The organism is Bradyrhizobium liaoningense (genome assembly GCF_018130955.1).
GTDB classification, from domain to species: Bacteria; Pseudomonadota; Alphaproteobacteria; order Rhizobiales; family Xanthobacteraceae; genus Bradyrhizobium; species Bradyrhizobium liaoningense_C.
The window spans coordinates 49,902-64,595 of the sequence record NZ_JAFCJM010000027.1; the positions used below are offsets into that span (position 1 = coordinate 49,902).

12 protein-coding genes are annotated in these 14,694 nt (G+C 65.4%); 3 read left to right on the plus strand and 9 right to left on the minus strand.

All coding sequences use genetic code 11. From position 1 onward, the window contains the following. Nucleotides 1-231: 231 nt before the first annotated feature. The 6 genes from JQ632_RS22085 to JQ632_RS22110 form a co-directional block, all read right to left on the minus strand. Nucleotides 232-1,164 carry a dihydrodipicolinate synthase family protein gene (locus tag JQ632_RS22085; RefSeq protein ID WP_212404683.1) on the minus strand — a complete coding sequence of 311 codons (933 nt, stop codon included), beginning with the start codon at nt 1,162-1,164 and terminating at the stop codon, nt 232-234. A 107-nt stretch (nt 1,165-1,271) separates the two neighbouring features. Further along, complete coding sequence (locus JQ632_RS22090) at nt 1,272-3,353, minus strand: methyl-accepting chemotaxis protein (protein WP_212404684.1); 2,082 nt, start codon at nt 3,351-3,353, stop codon at nt 1,272-1,274. Nucleotides 3,354-3,456: 103 nt separating this feature from the next. Beyond that, a complete protein-coding gene (locus tag JQ632_RS22095) occupies nt 3,457-4,656 on the minus strand; it encodes a tetratricopeptide repeat protein (protein ID WP_212404685.1) in 1,200 nt (399 codons plus the stop codon). Between the two features lie 108 nt (nt 4,657-4,764). Beyond that, nucleotides 4,765-5,535, minus strand: a complete 771-nt coding sequence (locus tag JQ632_RS22100) for an enoyl-CoA hydratase (RefSeq protein WP_212404686.1) — start codon at nt 5,533-5,535, stop codon at nt 4,765-4,767. 14 nt (nt 5,536-5,549) lie between these two features. After that, on the minus strand, nt 5,550-5,996 hold the full coding sequence (locus tag JQ632_RS22105; protein WP_409363505.1) for a MarR family winged helix-turn-helix transcriptional regulator: 447 nt from the start codon (nt 5,994-5,996) through the stop codon (nt 5,550-5,552). A 71-nt stretch (nt 5,997-6,067) separates the two neighbouring features. Then, a complete protein-coding gene (locus JQ632_RS22110; RefSeq protein WP_212404687.1) occupies nt 6,068-6,727 on the minus strand; it encodes a TetR/AcrR family transcriptional regulator in 660 nt (219 codons plus the stop codon). Between the two features lie 90 nt (nt 6,728-6,817). Here JQ632_RS22110 and JQ632_RS22115 point away from each other — a divergent pair, with 90 nt between their 5' ends. The 3 genes from JQ632_RS22115 to JQ632_RS22125 all read left to right on the plus strand — a co-directional run bounded on the left by JQ632_RS22115 (nt 6,818) and on the right by JQ632_RS22125 (nt 10,328). Continuing rightward, nucleotides 6,818-8,068, plus strand: coding sequence for an HlyD family secretion protein (locus tag JQ632_RS22115; protein WP_212404688.1), 1,251 nt, complete (start codon nt 6,818-6,820; stop codon nt 8,066-8,068). After that, on the plus strand, nt 8,007-9,629 hold the full coding sequence (locus JQ632_RS22120; RefSeq protein ID WP_212404689.1) for a DHA2 family efflux MFS transporter permease subunit: 1,623 nt from the start codon (nt 8,007-8,009) through the stop codon (nt 9,627-9,629). Before JQ632_RS22115 ends, JQ632_RS22120 begins: the two co-directional genes overlap by 62 nt. A 171-nt stretch (nt 9,630-9,800) precedes the next feature. Next, entirely contained in the window at nt 9,801-10,328 is a 528-nt protein-coding gene (locus tag JQ632_RS22125) for an Hsp20/alpha crystallin family protein (protein WP_212404690.1), read from the plus strand. A gap of 59 nt (nt 10,329-10,387) precedes the next feature. Here the strand turns inward: JQ632_RS22125 and JQ632_RS22130 are convergent, their stop codons facing one another. The 3 genes from JQ632_RS22130 to JQ632_RS22140 form a co-directional block, all read right to left on the minus strand. Continuing rightward, on the minus strand, nt 10,388-12,052 hold the full coding sequence (locus JQ632_RS22130; protein ID WP_212404691.1) for a tannase/feruloyl esterase family alpha/beta hydrolase: 1,665 nt from the start codon (nt 12,050-12,052) through the stop codon (nt 10,388-10,390). A gap of 90 nt (nt 12,053-12,142) precedes the next feature. Then, the gene (locus JQ632_RS22135) at nt 12,143-13,597 is read right to left on the minus strand and encodes a GntP family permease (protein WP_212404692.1); all 1,455 of its coding nucleotides are present in this window, start codon (nt 13,595-13,597) and stop codon (nt 12,143-12,145) included. 3 nt (nt 13,598-13,600) lie between these two features. Beyond that, on the minus strand, nt 13,601-14,620 hold the full coding sequence (locus JQ632_RS22140; RefSeq protein ID WP_212404693.1) for a patatin-like phospholipase family protein: 1,020 nt from the start codon (nt 14,618-14,620) through the stop codon (nt 13,601-13,603). Nucleotides 14,621-14,694: the final 74 nt, after the last annotated feature.

Consider the following 14,694-nt stretch of genomic DNA (forward strand, 5'->3'; position numbering starts at 1 on the left):
CCGGCGGAGACACACGACGTGGGGAGATTGACGCTACACTGTCACAATCTACCTGTCGTCCTGGCGAAACCAGGACCCATTACCCCAGGGAGCAGTTGCGGCGTAAAGCCACTAACAGCGAGTCTTCGCCAAACTCCTCCCTGTGGTTATCGCGACGAGCGCAAGCGCTCGCGCGGGGGTCCCGGATCGGCGCGCTGCTCCGCGCGCTTGTCCGGGACGACGGCTCCGTCGTTATTTCCCCCACCGCAACGCCATCGCGTCGCGCTCTTTCGCGAGTTCGAGCAAGCCGGCACGCGTCGCCGGATGCAGCGGCTGAAGGGGGTGGCGCACGGCGTCCGACTTGATCACGCCGCCGGCCTGCATCAGCACCTTGCAGGCGATCAGCCCGCATTGCCGGTTCTCGTAGTTGATCAGCGGCAGCCAGCGCTCATAGGCAGCCTTGGCTTCCTCGCGCTTGCCGGCGAAATAGGGATCGATGATCTGGCGGATGCCGTCGGGATAGCCGCCCCCGGTCATCGCACCCGTGGCACCGGCGTCGAGATCGGCCATCAGCGTGATCGCCTCCTCGCCGTCCCAGGGACCTTCGATGTCCTTGCCGCCGGCCTCGATCAGGCTCCGGAGTTTTGCGGCGGCGCCGGGAACCTCGATCTTGAAATAGCGGACGTTCGATAACTCCCGCGACAGCCGCGCGAGCAGGTCGACCGACAGCGGCGTGCCGGCGACGGGCGCATCCTGGATCATGATCGGGATATTGATCGCGTCCGACAGCACCTTGAAGAATTCGACGATGCCCTTCTCGGGCACGCGGAAAGTCGCGCCGTGATAGGGCGGCATCACCATCACCATGGCGGCGCCGGCGGCCTCGGCCTGCCTGCTGCGCGCGGCGCAGACGGCCGATGAGAAATGCGTGGTGGTGACAATGACGGGAACGCGGCCGGCAACGTGCTCGAGCACGGCATGCATCACGGCTTCGCGCTCGGCATCGGTGAGCACGAATTGCTCGGAGAAGTTTGCGAGAATGCAGATGCCGTGCGAGCCGGCATCGATCATGAAATCGATGCAGCGGCGCTGGCCGTCGAGGTCGAGCTCGCCTTGCGCATTGAAAATCGTGGGGGCGACGGGGAACACACCCCGGTACGGACGTTGGGCCTTGGCTTGCGACATCGAACTCTCCGGAACGGCACTAAAGTGCGAATGCAGTAGCACCGTCACGGGCACAGCGGCAATGCCGACCGCACCGCGGCAAAATTTGAGGTGTCTGAGGTGATCGATTAAGCCGCGCGGACCGTTCCCAAAAAGCCTTCGACGGCGACGCGCAGGCGGTCGGCGTCGTCGGACATCTTCTTCACGGATTCGAACAGCACGGTGCCGGCATTGCCGGTCTCGCGGTTGAGGCTCGCGACGCTGCCGATGGTGTCGGTCACCTCGCGGGTGCCCTGGGCCGCCTGCTGGAAGTTGCGCGAGATCTCGGTGGTGGCCGCGCGCTGCTCTTCCACAGCGGCGGCGATCGCCGTCATCTTCTCGTCGATGCCGCCGATGGAACCGCCGATCGAGCGGATGGCGGCGACCGCCTGCCCCGTGGCGGCCTGGATTTCGGCAACCTGGCGCGTGATGTCCTCGGTCGCGTTCGCGGTCTGCGCGGCGAGGTTCTTGACCTCGCCCGCGACCACGGCAAATCCGCGGCCGGCCTCGCCGGCACGCGCCGCCTCGATGGTGGCGTTCAGCGCCAACAGGTTGGTCTGCCCCGCGATGGCATTGATCATCTTCACGACCTCGCTGATACGCGCCGCAGTGTGGTCGAGGATCTCGACCGTTGCGTTGGTCTGTTCGGCCTGGGCGACCGCCTCGCGCGCCTCGCGGGCGCTGGCCTGCACCTGGGCCGAGATTTCGCCGACGGAGGCCGAGAGCTCTTCGGTGGCAGCCGCGATGGTCTCGAGATTGTTGGTGGCGTGTTCGGCCGCGGCGGACACTGCCGCGGTCTGGCTGCTCGATTCCGACACCAGCGAGCGGACCCCGGTTGCGGTGGCATCGAGCTCCCTGGCGGAGGCGGCGACGCTCTGGATCACCGCCTTCACGGTGTCGTCGAACTCGCGGCAGGCGGTGTCGACCGAGCCTGACCGCGCAAGCTGGAGCGCCTGCTGCGATTCGCGCTCCCGTCCCAGCCGCTCCGCCGTCGCCGCACTGTCGCGCAGGCCTTCGAGCGCCGCGGCCATCGTGCCGAACTCGTCGGGATACCTTGTTTGTGGGACCGGCGTCACATAATCGCGCGCGCCGATGCGCGCGATCGCGCCCATGAGCGACTGGACCGGCTTCATCAGGCGGTTGCGCACCACGAACACGCCGGCCAGCGTCACCGCCAAAGCGAGGAGAAAGCCGAGCGACTGCACGATGAGATTGGTCAGTGCCTTCTCCTGCACCGCCTCGGCGCGCGAGATCGACTGGTCCAGCGCTGTGGTGGCGACGGCCACGATCTGCGCGAAGGGCGACTGGCACAGCGCGTTCCATTCCGAGGCCGGCATCGCGGGACGGCCGCTACCATCAAGGTCCTTCGTCACCTGACCGATCTGCTTGAGCACGCCGTCCGTCTTGGCGCGCGCCTCCTTGGCCCTGGAGGCGAGGTCCGCGGCGACGTCGGGCGCCGCCAGAAGCTCGTCCATGCCGGTCCAGCCGGCGGTGACGATGCCGTTCCAGTTCGCGAGTGCCTGCTTCTGGGTCTCGTCGAGCGGCTTGCTGGTATTGACGTTCGGGCGCAGCGCCGAGCACTGGATGCCGTAACGGTCGCGCACCTGCCAGGCCAGGCGGCGGACCTGGATCATCCGGGCAATGAAGGGATCGTTCATCCAGGCGCGATTGGAGACGGCGGTCGACGCCAGGTTCGCTGTCTCAATCACCTTGGTGACGGCGTCGTACCAGGCGCCGGTGCGGTCAATCTTGCGCTCGGCGCGGGGACGCTTGGCCTCGTCGTAGAACAGGGTGAACTGCGGCGCGGCCTCGCTCCAGCGCTGCTTCAGCGCGGTCGCAAGCTCATCGCGGCGCGCGAATTCGACCGTGCCCATCGCAGCCGCAATGGCCTCAAACCCGGCCTGCTCGGCCTTTTCGGCGGCGCTGAGCTTGGCGTGTGGATCGTCCTCGCCGAGCAGCGCGCTCTGCGCATCGCCGCGATTGGTGCGCAGCGACAGCACCCCCTGGAAGATCGCCTTGTCGGCGGCTGCCAGCCGTCCGGTCTCCAGACTGTCATGGTAGCGGCCAAAAGCCCCGACCATCTGGACCGCGGTGCTGATGAGCGCGCCCGCGGCCAGAAGGGCCATCAGCACCAGCAGGAGATTGCTTACTGATTTCTTAAACATCGACATCGGCAGAAGACCCATTTTCGAGGGGCTACTGTGCCGGGCACCTGCCAATGTTCCGTTAAGGTTTAATCAAATTTGCCGCGACCCGGCGTATCCGGGCTGCAGCCTAGTGTCGACTTGGCTCGAGCTTCTTCGCCGCGGCGATATCGGCGTCACCGCCGGCCACATCACCCTTCTCCCGCTTGGCCATGCCGCGCCAATGGAGTGCGAGCGCATAGGTCGGCAACAACTGGAGCGCCTTGTCATAATCCGCAATGGCGCGATCGAGATCGTGCTTGTCCTGGAGGACGCGACCACGGCCGTAATAGGCCTTGACGAATTCCGGCTCGCGTCGGATCGCCTCGTCGAAGTCGGCAATCGCACGATCAAGATCGCCCTTGTCGCGATACGCGAGGCCGCGGTTGTTCAGCGCGTGGACCTGATCGGGATCAAGACGGAGCGCTTCGCTGTAGTCCGCAATGCTGCGATCGAGATTCCCCTTGATCTGGTAGGCGAGGCCACGGTTGGTCAGGCTGACCACGTCGCCGGGACTAAACCGGATAGCCTCGTCGAAGTCGGGGATTGCACGGTCCGGCTCACGCTTCATCATGAAGGCGCTGCCGCGATTGTAGAAGGCGTGGGACGATCTTGGATTGATGCGAATGGCCTCGTTGTAGTCGGCAATGGCACGGTCTTGATCGCCCCTGGCGCCGTAGACGCTGCCGCGGCTCTCATAGGCACTGCCATAGGCCGGATCGATCCGAATGGCTTCGTCATAGTCGGCAAGCGCGTGATCGAGATCGCCCTTCGCTTGATAGGCCTTGCCGCGGTTGGCGATCGCCATGGCGTATTTGGGATTGAGCCGGATCGCCGTCTCGTAGTCGGCGAGCGCCTGATCGGGATCGCCATGCATCAGGTGGATCGTGCCGCGATTGTTGACCGCTTCGGCATCCGTGGGATCGAGGCGAACGGCCTGCTTGAAGTCCGCCAGCGCATGATCGAGGTCGCCCTTCAGCCGAAAGAGATTGCCGCGGCCGTTGAAGGCCGAGCCGAAGGTGGGATCGGTGAGAATCGACTGGTCGAAATCCCCGCGTGCACGATCGAGGTCGCCGCTCATCGAACGGGCGACGCCGCGGTTGAACAGAGCAACCGCGAGATCCCTGCCTGTGAAGGCGCCGGCATCGATCGCCTTGGTGCAGGTGGAAATCTGCTCGCCGAGCGGGCGGTCGGTTTCGCCGAGGCATTTCACCTCGCGCGCGCCAGCCTGGTTCACCGTGGCCGCCAGTGCGGCCACCACGATCAAACCCGTCATCCGGAACAGCGACATTGGCCTACCCAAACTGGATGCCAATTTGTCGCATGCGAAGATGACCGCGTTCAAGCGGCCGGGACGAACGAATATCCCGACCGGCCTGTCGCCGCTCCGAACAGCCGGTCAGGCGACCTTGGTGAAATCCGGCGCCCGTCGCTCGGCGAAGGCCATGAACGCCTCGCGCGCCTCGGCGGTGCGCAGGCGCTGGGCGAACTGCTCGCCCTCGGCGGTCATCTGCGCGACCAGCGCCTCGCCATTGCGCATCAGGCGCTTTGTGGCGACCAGCGCGCCGGCGGGTTGCCTGGCAAGGCGGGTCGCGAGCGCGGTCGCTTCCGCATCGAGCTTGTCCAGCGGTACGACCCGGTTGGCGAGGCCCCATTCGAGGGCCGTCTTGGCCGGCACGGTTTCGCCGAGCGCGAACATCTCGTAGGCGCGGGCGTGTCCGATCCGCGTCGGCATAAGGAGACTCGAGGCGGCCTCCGGCACCAGCGCGAGACTGACGAACGGCGTCGAGAGCTGCGCATTATCGGCGAGCACGACGAGGTCGCAGTGCAGGAGCATGGTGGTGCCGACGCCGACCGCGCGGCCCTGCACGGCCGCGACCAGCGGCCGCGTGCAGCGCGCCAGCGACTGGATGAAGCGGATGACGTTGCGGCTGCCTTCAGACTTGCCGGTCGCCACGGCCGCGAACTCACCGACGTCGTTGCCAGCGGTGAACATGTCGCCCTCGCCCCGGATCAACAGCACGCGCACCGACGGATCGAACTCGGTGGATTCGATCGTGTCGGCGAGCTTGCCGTACATCGCGTCCGTCAACGCGTTCTTCTTGTCGGGACGCGCGAGCGTCAGGGTCAGGATTCCGGCGGTGTTCTCGATCCGGACATGGTCGGTCATTGCAAAACTCCTCTTCAATCGTCGTCTCTTGAAAATTCTCTTGGAAACTTGGTTTGAATGCTCGTCAGCCAGCGCGCGACGATGTCGATCTCATCAGCCGTAAATCCGTCTGTCAGCGCCGCATTGACCTCCGCCGCGGCCGTCTTTGCCTGCGTCAACGCCGCACGGCCCTTGGCCGTGAGCCAGATGCGGAAGGCGCGGCCGTCCTCGCGATCGGCGCGCCGATCGACGAGACGCGCGGCGGTCATCCGGTCGACAAGGCCGGAAATGCCTGCAGGCCCGAGATCGAGCGCAGCGCCCGCCTCGCCCATCAGGATGCCGTCCTGCCTGCCGAGGATGAACAGCAAACCCGCCTGCGCCGGCGTCACCTCGCTCGTCGGCTGGGCCGCCATCCAGCGCTGCAGCCGCCGCTGCGCGACGCTGAGCAGATAGATCAACCGATGGTGTTTTGCCGCGCTCACGCCGCGGTCGATTTATTTCGCATGCGAAATAGATAGCCTGACAGGACGGGCTTGTCCACCCCCGATGACGTTCACGCAGGCGTGACGCGGCAGCCGTCGAGAAACAGCGCCGCCACCGTTCGGACGCGCCGCTCGATCTCCCTGCGTGACGGCAGCGGAACACCGCCATAGATCGCCGCGCGCTGCGGCGCGGAGGCGACCATGCCGATCAGCATCCCGGCGGCCTCCTCGGCATTGTCGAGCCTGATGCGCTCGCGCTTGACCTGGACGCGCAGCCAGCGCGCCAGCGCAGCCAGCGTGCGGGCGATGCCGTTGCGATAGAACGCGGCGGCGAGATCGGGAAAACCGGCGGATTCCTGCAGCACGATGCGCTGGAGCGCCACCACGTCGGGATCGAGCGCGATGTCGGCGCAGGCGAGCAATGCCGCACGAAGTCCCTCCTCGATGTCGGTATGGTCGATGCCGCGCAGCTGCACGTCGGAGAGTTCGCGGTCGAGCCGATCGGCCACCATGGCCTCGAACAGCGCGGCCTTGTTCGGAAACAGCCGATACAGGGTCTTGGTCGAGATGCCGGCGCCGCGCGCCAGTTCTTCGGTGCTGGTCGCGGCAAAACCGTTGGCGGCAAAAGCGTGCCGCGCGATGTCGAAGACGATCTTGCGCGTCTCCTCGTCGCTGCGCAGTTGCGGCCGTCCGCGGGGGCGGGTTTCCGTGGAAGATTTTTCCTGAGCCATGCCGTTACATGATGCCTGTCATTCCATTGACAGTTCTGAAGTTAGCCCTATTTTGGAAATCGTCAAGTTTCCTAATTCAGGGAGCCGGCCATGACCGTCCACACCACTTCGTTCAAGATCGAGCCATCCGTGCCCGCGGATACCCCGGAGGATCTATTGCCGGCCGCGGTGCTAGCCCCGGCTCGCAGCAAAAAGCTCAACCTGCGCAAGCTCTTGCTTGCCGGTGCGGCAGTCGCGGCGCTGGCCGGCGCAAGCTGGTTCGGCTGGAACTACTGGACCGTCGGCCGCTACCTCGTCTCCACCGATGACGCCTATGTGAAGGCCGACAACACCACCATCGCACCGAAGGTCTCGGGCTATCTCAACCAGGTGCTGGTCGCCGATAACGAGCAGGTGAAGGCGGGCCAGGTGCTGGCGAGGGTCGACGACCGCGACTTCAGGGTCGCGCTCGACCAGGCTCGCGCCGACGTCGAGGCCGCCAACGCGACCATCGCCAGCAAGGAAGCGCAGATCGACGTCCAGCAGGCGGTCATCAAGGCCGCGCAGGCAACGCTCGACGTCGACCAGGCCGCAGTGACCTTCGCCGCCCAGGACAACAAGCGCTACACCGATCTCGCCGCAAGCGGCTCAGGCAGCGTGCAGAACGCACAGCAGGCGCAATCGCGCATTGCCTCCACACAGGCGGCGCTCGCGCGCGACACCGCCAACCTCGCTTCGAGCCAGAAGCAGGTCGACCTGCTCAAGGCCGAGATCGTGCAGGCCAAAGCGGCGCTGGCGCGCGCCGAAGCCGTGCAGCACCAGGCCGAGCTCAATCTCGGCTACACCACCATCGTCTCACCGATCGACGGCGTGGTCGGCAACCGCACCCTTCGCGCCGGCCAGTTCGTGCAGGCCGGAACACAATTGATGTCGATCGTCCCGGCCGATGGCGCCTATGTGGTGGCGAATTTCAAGGAGACGCAGCTCACCGGCGTGCGCGCGGGACAGATAGTCGATATCGAGGTCGACATGTTCCCGGGCCAGGTCATGCATGGCCACGTCGATTCCATCGCGCCCGCCAGCGGCCAGGAGTTCGCGCTGCTGCCGCCCGACAACGCCACCGGCAATTTCACCAAGATCGTGCAGCGCATTCCCGTGAAGATCGCGCTCGACGCCACGCCGGCGATCGCGCTGCGGCCGGGCATGTCGGTCATCCCAACCATCGCGACGCGGTCAACCGCGCCCGCGACGCATGTGTCCACAGCTTCAAAGGCAAAACTGACCTCGGGAGGGTCGTGCCATGTCAAGCAGCAGCCTCTCAATCTCGACGCCCGCACCATCAGCAGCGGCCGCGACGCCTGATCGCGCAGTCGCCGATCCCAACCGCGCCAGTGCCACGATCTGGATCGCCGTGTTCGCGGCGATGATCGGCGCCTTCATGGCGATCCTGAACATCCAGATCACCAACGCTTCGCTGCTCAACATCGAGGGCGGCATCGGCACCGGCGTCGACAACGGCTCCTGGATCTCGACGTCGTACCTGATCGGCGAGATCATCGTCATCCCGCTCACCGACTATTTGTCGCGGGTGTTCTCCTTCCGCAGAATCATCCTGAGTTTTGCGACGCTGTTTGCGGTCTTCTCGGTGGCCTGCGCCTTCACCGTCGATCTGGCCTCGATGATCGCGATGCGCGGTTTCCAGGGCTTTTTCGGTGGCGTGCTGATCCCGATGGCCTTCACGCTTGTCTTCACAAAACTACCGAAGGGCCAGCAACCGATCGGGCTGGCGATGTTCTCGCTCGCCGTCACCTTCGCGCCCGCAATCGGCCCGACCATCGGCGGCTACCTCACCGAGACCTATGGCTGGCAGACCATCTTCTTCGTCAACGTCGTGCCTACCGCTGTCATGGTGACCACGCTGTTCTTCGCGCTGGAGCGGCAGCCCATGCAGCTTTCACTGCTGCGCGAGGGCGACTGGTTCGGCATTGCGACCATGGCGATCGGCCTCGCCTCGCTGCAGGCCGTGCTGGAAGAAGGCAACAAGGACGACTGGTTTGGTTCGCCCTTCATCGTACGGCTCGCCATTGTCGCCGCGGTCAGCCTTTCGCTCTTTGTCTATAACGAGCTCGTGGTCGAGAAGCCGTTGCTGCAATTGCGGCTGTTGAGACAGTGGAATTTCGGCATCGGCACGATTGCCGCCGTATTCCTCGGCTTCGCGCTGTTCGGCTCGGTCTATCTGCTGCCCGCCTATCTCGGCCAGGTGCAGGGCTACAATGCCGAGCAGATCGGCAATGTGCTGGCATGGACCGGCCTGCCGCAACTCCTGCTGATCCCGCTGGTGCCAAAACTGATGCAGCGGTTCGATGCCCGTTACATCGCAACCATCGGCCTGCTCTTGTTCGCCACGAGTTCCTTCATGAACATCGAGATGTCGCTGGATTATTCCGGCGACCAGTTCCTCGTTCCCAACATCGTGCGCGCGGTGGGCCAGGCGCTGACGCTGGCGCCGCTTTCAGCGCTCAGCCTCGGTAGCGTCGCGCCGCAGGACGCGGCCGCAGCCTCCGGCATCTCCAACATGATGCGCAACCTCGGCGGCGCCATCGGCACCGCGGTGCTTGCGACCATCGTCACCAAGCGCGAACAGTTCCACTCCAACATCATCGGCCATTCCATCACCCTCGGCCGCGAAGAGGTTCGCGGACGCATCGCGCAACTGACCAACTATTTCACGGCGCATGGCGTGCCCGACCCCAACGCAGCGCGCGAGCAGGCGATCATCGCGCTCGGCAAGACGATCAAGCGCCAGGCGCTGGTGATGGGATTTTCCGACACGTTTGCGGTGATTGGCGTGATGCTGGTGCTTGCCGCGCTTGCGGTGCTGCTGACGCGACGCGTGAAGGGCACCGGCGGAGCAGCACACTAGCGCGCGATGGATCATGTGGATAAGTCCGTGGTGTTTACCCAACACGGGACAGGCGTTCTCACGTGATCGCGACGGTTGCGGCTGCCGAATTTGAGTGAGATCAACGACGCAATCCAAACTCCGGTGGAGGCTTGTGACATTGAACATGTTCCAATCTCAAGGAGAGAGATCATGGCCAATGAAACCAAGCTCCCCGTCACCAAGAAAGCCAACGAGCCCGCCTTCGCGGGCGAAGCCTGGCGGCCGTTCGAGACGCTCCGCAAGGAGGTCGACCGCCTGTTCGAGGATTTCGGCACCGACGATTTCTGGCGCAGACCGTTCCGTTCGCTCGCCGGCTTCGAGCGCAGCCTGGCGCAGAAGCTGGTGAGCGCGCCGGCCGTCGACGTCGCCGAAACCGACAAGGCCTACGAGATCACGGCCGAACTGCCCGGGATGGACGAGAAGAACATCGAGGTGAACGTCGCCAATGGCGCGCTCACCATCAAAGGTGAGAAGAAGGTGGAGACGGAGGAGACACAGAAGGGCTATCACGTCTCAGAACGCCGCTACGGCTCGTTCGAGCGTACCTTCGGCCTGCCTGAGAACGTCGAGGCCGACAAGATCGAGGCGGCGTTCAAGAACGGCGTGCTCAAGGTGACGCTGCCAAAGACCGCGGAAGCGCAAAAGCCTGCCAAGAAGATCGAGGTCAAGGCGGCCTGACTTTCACGGCAGCAGCGCGAGGCCGCCAGCGCGGCGGCCTCGCGGGGTTTGCACCCGCCTCACTGCGCGCAGAAATAGCTCGAGGCGTCCGTCACCGAGCCCGCCTTGAAGTGCGGCCAGGCCGGCCAGCGGCACAGAGGCAGCGAGCGGACGACCGGGAAGGCCGGCGCTTCGACCTTCTGCTCGGTGACTTCGAGATCGCCGGGCGCGTTGTCCTTTTCGACCCAGTCGACCAGGACGCTGAGCATGTCGACATTGGCGGGGGCACCCGAGCCGACGTGGTCGACGCCGGGTGCGGTGTAGAGCCGCGCGAACTGCGCCACTGTCGCCGTGCCCATCAGGCGCTCGACATTCTCGAAATAGCGGATGCCGGCGTAGGGGCTCTGCGCATAGTCGGCCATGTGCTCCAGGACGATCAGCTTGCCCTTGCGCTCGCGAAAGCGGCTGAGGTCGGGATTGGTCGAATCCATCAGGTTCGAGACCTCCATCACCCGGGCCTTGTGGTCCTCCACCTTGTAGGTGGTGACGTCGAGCTTGGGATCGCGCGCGAACACATATTGGATGCCGCCGGCGCCGTAGATCCAGGCGATGCCGTTCTCCGACACCGGAGGCTGCGCCGGCGCCGCCTTGCCGAGCCACCAGGAGGTCCAGCCGCCGGTGGGCCCGAACGACGCGGTGTCCTCACCCGAGACGCCCCAGCCCGGATAATCGTCGAGGCCGTTGGCGAGCGGGAACGGGAATTTGTAGACGCCATGCAGCGTCTGGATCGCCTTGACTTGCGGATCGGTCAGGCACTGATCGCCGCTCTGGCTGTCCTTGCAACGCAGCGCCTCCACCTTGAACGCCGCCTTGCAGCCGACGGGGTCCTGCACCAGCGCATCGTGCGAGCCGTCGGCCTTGTCGCAGGCCGCCCGCACGGCATCGCCGACCAGTTTCACCTGGGCCGGACGGATCCAGCCCTCACCCATCGTCGCAAGGCCCGAGCGCGTGCCGGCATGCTGCAGGCCGACCCAGTTGATGACGGGCACGCGTGAGAAGATGCCGTCGAAGTCATCGGGATAACGCTGCGCCATGGTGAGGCCTTCGCGGCCGCCTTCGGACGAGCCCATGAAGTACATCTTCTCCGGCTTCTTGCCGTAGGCGCGCTCCATCAGGCCGACCGCGACGTCGCGCACCTTCTTGTAGGAGCGGTGCGCAAAATTCTCGAAGGCTTCGTCGCTGAGCGCGAACAGTTGCGGCGGTTCGCCTGGCTTGGTCTCATGGCCGGAATCGGTGCCGTAGGTGACGAAACCACGCGCCAGCGGCGACGGCTTGTCGAAGGGAGCGGCGGGCGGCAGTGCGAGGCCCGTGATCAGCACGCCGTTAAAACCGCCACCGCCATATTGCACCGAGCGGCCGTTCCACTCGACCGGCAGATTCACTTGAAACTTGATCGGCGGTGCCTTCGGATCGGTCGGTTCGATGTGGCCGAGCACCTTGCAGAAGGCCGGATTCGCCGGCGTGATGCGGCTCGCGGGCGTCGGCCCGCGCTCGGCGACAGCCAGTTGCGACGCCCCAAGGAAAGCGGCCGAATCGACCTTCACCGCATCCGTGCCGCCGACAAGGCCCTTGCACACGGTATCGGCATCCTCGGCCAGCGTCGCCGCGGCCGCAACACCCGCGGTGACGAATGCCAGCAGCAGGTTCGCGGCGTATACGTGAAATGTCGTTTGATAGCGGGCCATCGTTTCTCCCGGGCTCTCTTGTCGTTCAACAGGCGCGCATTCAATGCAACCATCGCCCGCCCGTCAATCGCCGGCACGATCCCGAACAAATCAGAACGATCCCAGTGCGCTGCCCAGCGCGATGACGACAAGCAGGGCCAGAAGTGAGGTGACGATTCCAACCATGACGATGTCGAAATAGCTTTCGCGGTGCGTCAATCCGCAGATCGAGAGCAGGCTGACCACCGCACCATTGTGCGGCAGGATATCGAGCGTGCCCGAGCCGATCACCGCTACGCGATGCATCAGCGCAAGCTCGATGCCGGTCCGCGAGGCGACTTCCACATAGGTCTGGCCGAGCGCATCGAGCGCGATCGTCAGGCCGCCGGAGGCCGAGCCGGTGAGCGCGGCCAGGATGTTGGTCGCGACCGCGAGCGACACGAGCGGCCCGCCTTCGATGGACAGCACCCAGTCGCGCACCGTCGCAAAGGCCGGCAGCGCGGCGATGACGGCACCGAATCCGACCAGGCTTGCGACGCTGAGCGCGGGCAGGACTGATGCATTGGCACCCGCATCCATGGTCTGCCGCAGCGAGGCAAGCCGCGTCCAGTTGAGCACGATCGTGGCGACGATCGCCGCAGCAAGCGCCACCGCGACCGACCAAACGCCTGCAACCGCAGCCAGCGACGTGGCGCCAAAACGCTGCTCGGCAAGATAGGAGACGTCGAGCCGCGGCAGCACCAGCAGCGACATCACGAGATTGACGATGACGACGACGGCGAGAGGCGAGATCGCATTCACCACCGGAGCCGGCGCATCGCTGCGACGTCCGTGCCGGATCTCCGCGGGATCGAACTCGCGCGCCGTCGTCGCGCGTTCGCGCACCAGTTCGTCGTCGGCCGCGCGTTCGGCCGCACCGTGCGTCTCGTCGCCATAATTTTCGCCGGCGCGGCGGGCGGCCGTCTCGGCGCGCTGCAGCCACCATAGTCCGACGCCGAGCATGATGAGGGAAGCGATGATGCCGAGCCCCGGCGCCGCAAAGGGCGTCGTGCCGAAGAACGGCATCGGGATGGCGTTCTGGATCGACGGCGTCCCCGGCAGGGCCGACATGGTGAAGGTCGACGTGCCCAGCACGATCGCCGCCGGAATCAGCCGGCGCGGGATGCCGGCCTGGCGGAACAGCGACTGTGCCATCGGCACGATGACGAAGAACGCGACGAACAGGCTGACGCCGCCATAGGTGACGAGCGCACCCGCCAGCACGACCGCGAGAATCACCCGCCGCTCGCCGAGACGCTGTGCCATGAATCCCGCCGCGGACCTGACGGCGCCGCTGTCGTCCATCAGCTTGCCGAACACGGCCCCCAACAGGAAGATTGGGAAAAACTGCGCGAGGAATCCGGCAGCGCTCGCCATGAAGACCTGGGTGAGGTGCGCAAGCAGCGGTTCGCCGCCGAACAGCGCGGCGACCAACGCCGCGAACGGCGCGAGCAGCAGGACGCTCCAGCCGCGGAAGGCGAACAGGACGAGGAGAGCGAGCCCAATGAGAATGCCGAGCAGGCCCATGGCTCAGCACTCCGCAAGCAGCACGTCGAGATCGGCAGTGGTGCGCTTGCCGATGTCAGCTCCGTGATGGTCGAGAAATTCACCGGCCGCCAGCCGTCCCTCGTTGCGGAGCATCGAGACGAATTCCCATTCCGCATTGAGCTTGGAGGAGGCGCCGAATTTCGCCAGCATGTCGCTCTTGACGCGGTGGGTGCGCATTTTGGCCCAGCGCGCGCCCTCGCCGCTTCCGGGGTCGGCCGCCTGGCGCAGCAGCGCGATCATGCGCAACTCCTTCATCAATGGCGAATTGAAGGAGATCTCGTTGAGCCGGTTGAGAATGTCGGCCGCCGTGCGCGGCTCGTCGGTGCGCTCGGTCGGATTGATCTGCACCAGTATAGTGTCGTGTGCGTCGCTCTCGCGAATGAGCGGCGTGATGGTCGGGTTGCCCGCGAAGCCGCCGTCCCAATAGGGCTCGCCGTCGATCTCGATCGCGCGGAACATGGTCGGCAGGCAGGCAGATGCCAGCAGCACGTCGGCCGTGATCTCGGCATTGCGGAAGATGCGTCCGCGACCGGTCCGTACTCGCGTCGCCGTGATGAACAACTTGATCGGCGAACGCGCCAGGCGTTCGAAATCGATGCTCTCGGCCAGCACCTGGCGCAACGGATTGTAGCCGGTCGGATTGAGGTCGTAGGGCGACAACAGCCGCGACATCAGGTCGGTGAAGATGTAGGCGGGCGAGGTGTCGAGCGTCCAGCGACCCATCAGCCGGTCGAGCGGCGAGCGCTGCAGCGGACTGAAGGCTGCGGCACGCGAGACGCGGCGCCAGTATTTGTCGAGCGCCTCGCGCGCACCCTCAGCGCCGCCCGCCGTCCATCCGTCGGCCAGCACCGCGGCGTTCATCGCACCCGCCGAGGTTCCGGAGATCGCGGCGATCTCGAGCCATTGTTCTTCGAGCAGCCGGTCGAGTACGCCCCAGGTGAAGGCGCCATGCGAGCCGCCGCCCTGAAGCGCGAGATCGATGAGGACGGGATCGCGAGCCATGGCCTACACTCACGCAACTTGACGAGATATATTCTCGCCTCTTTACGACCTGGACGAGTGTAGAGGCTCTAGAC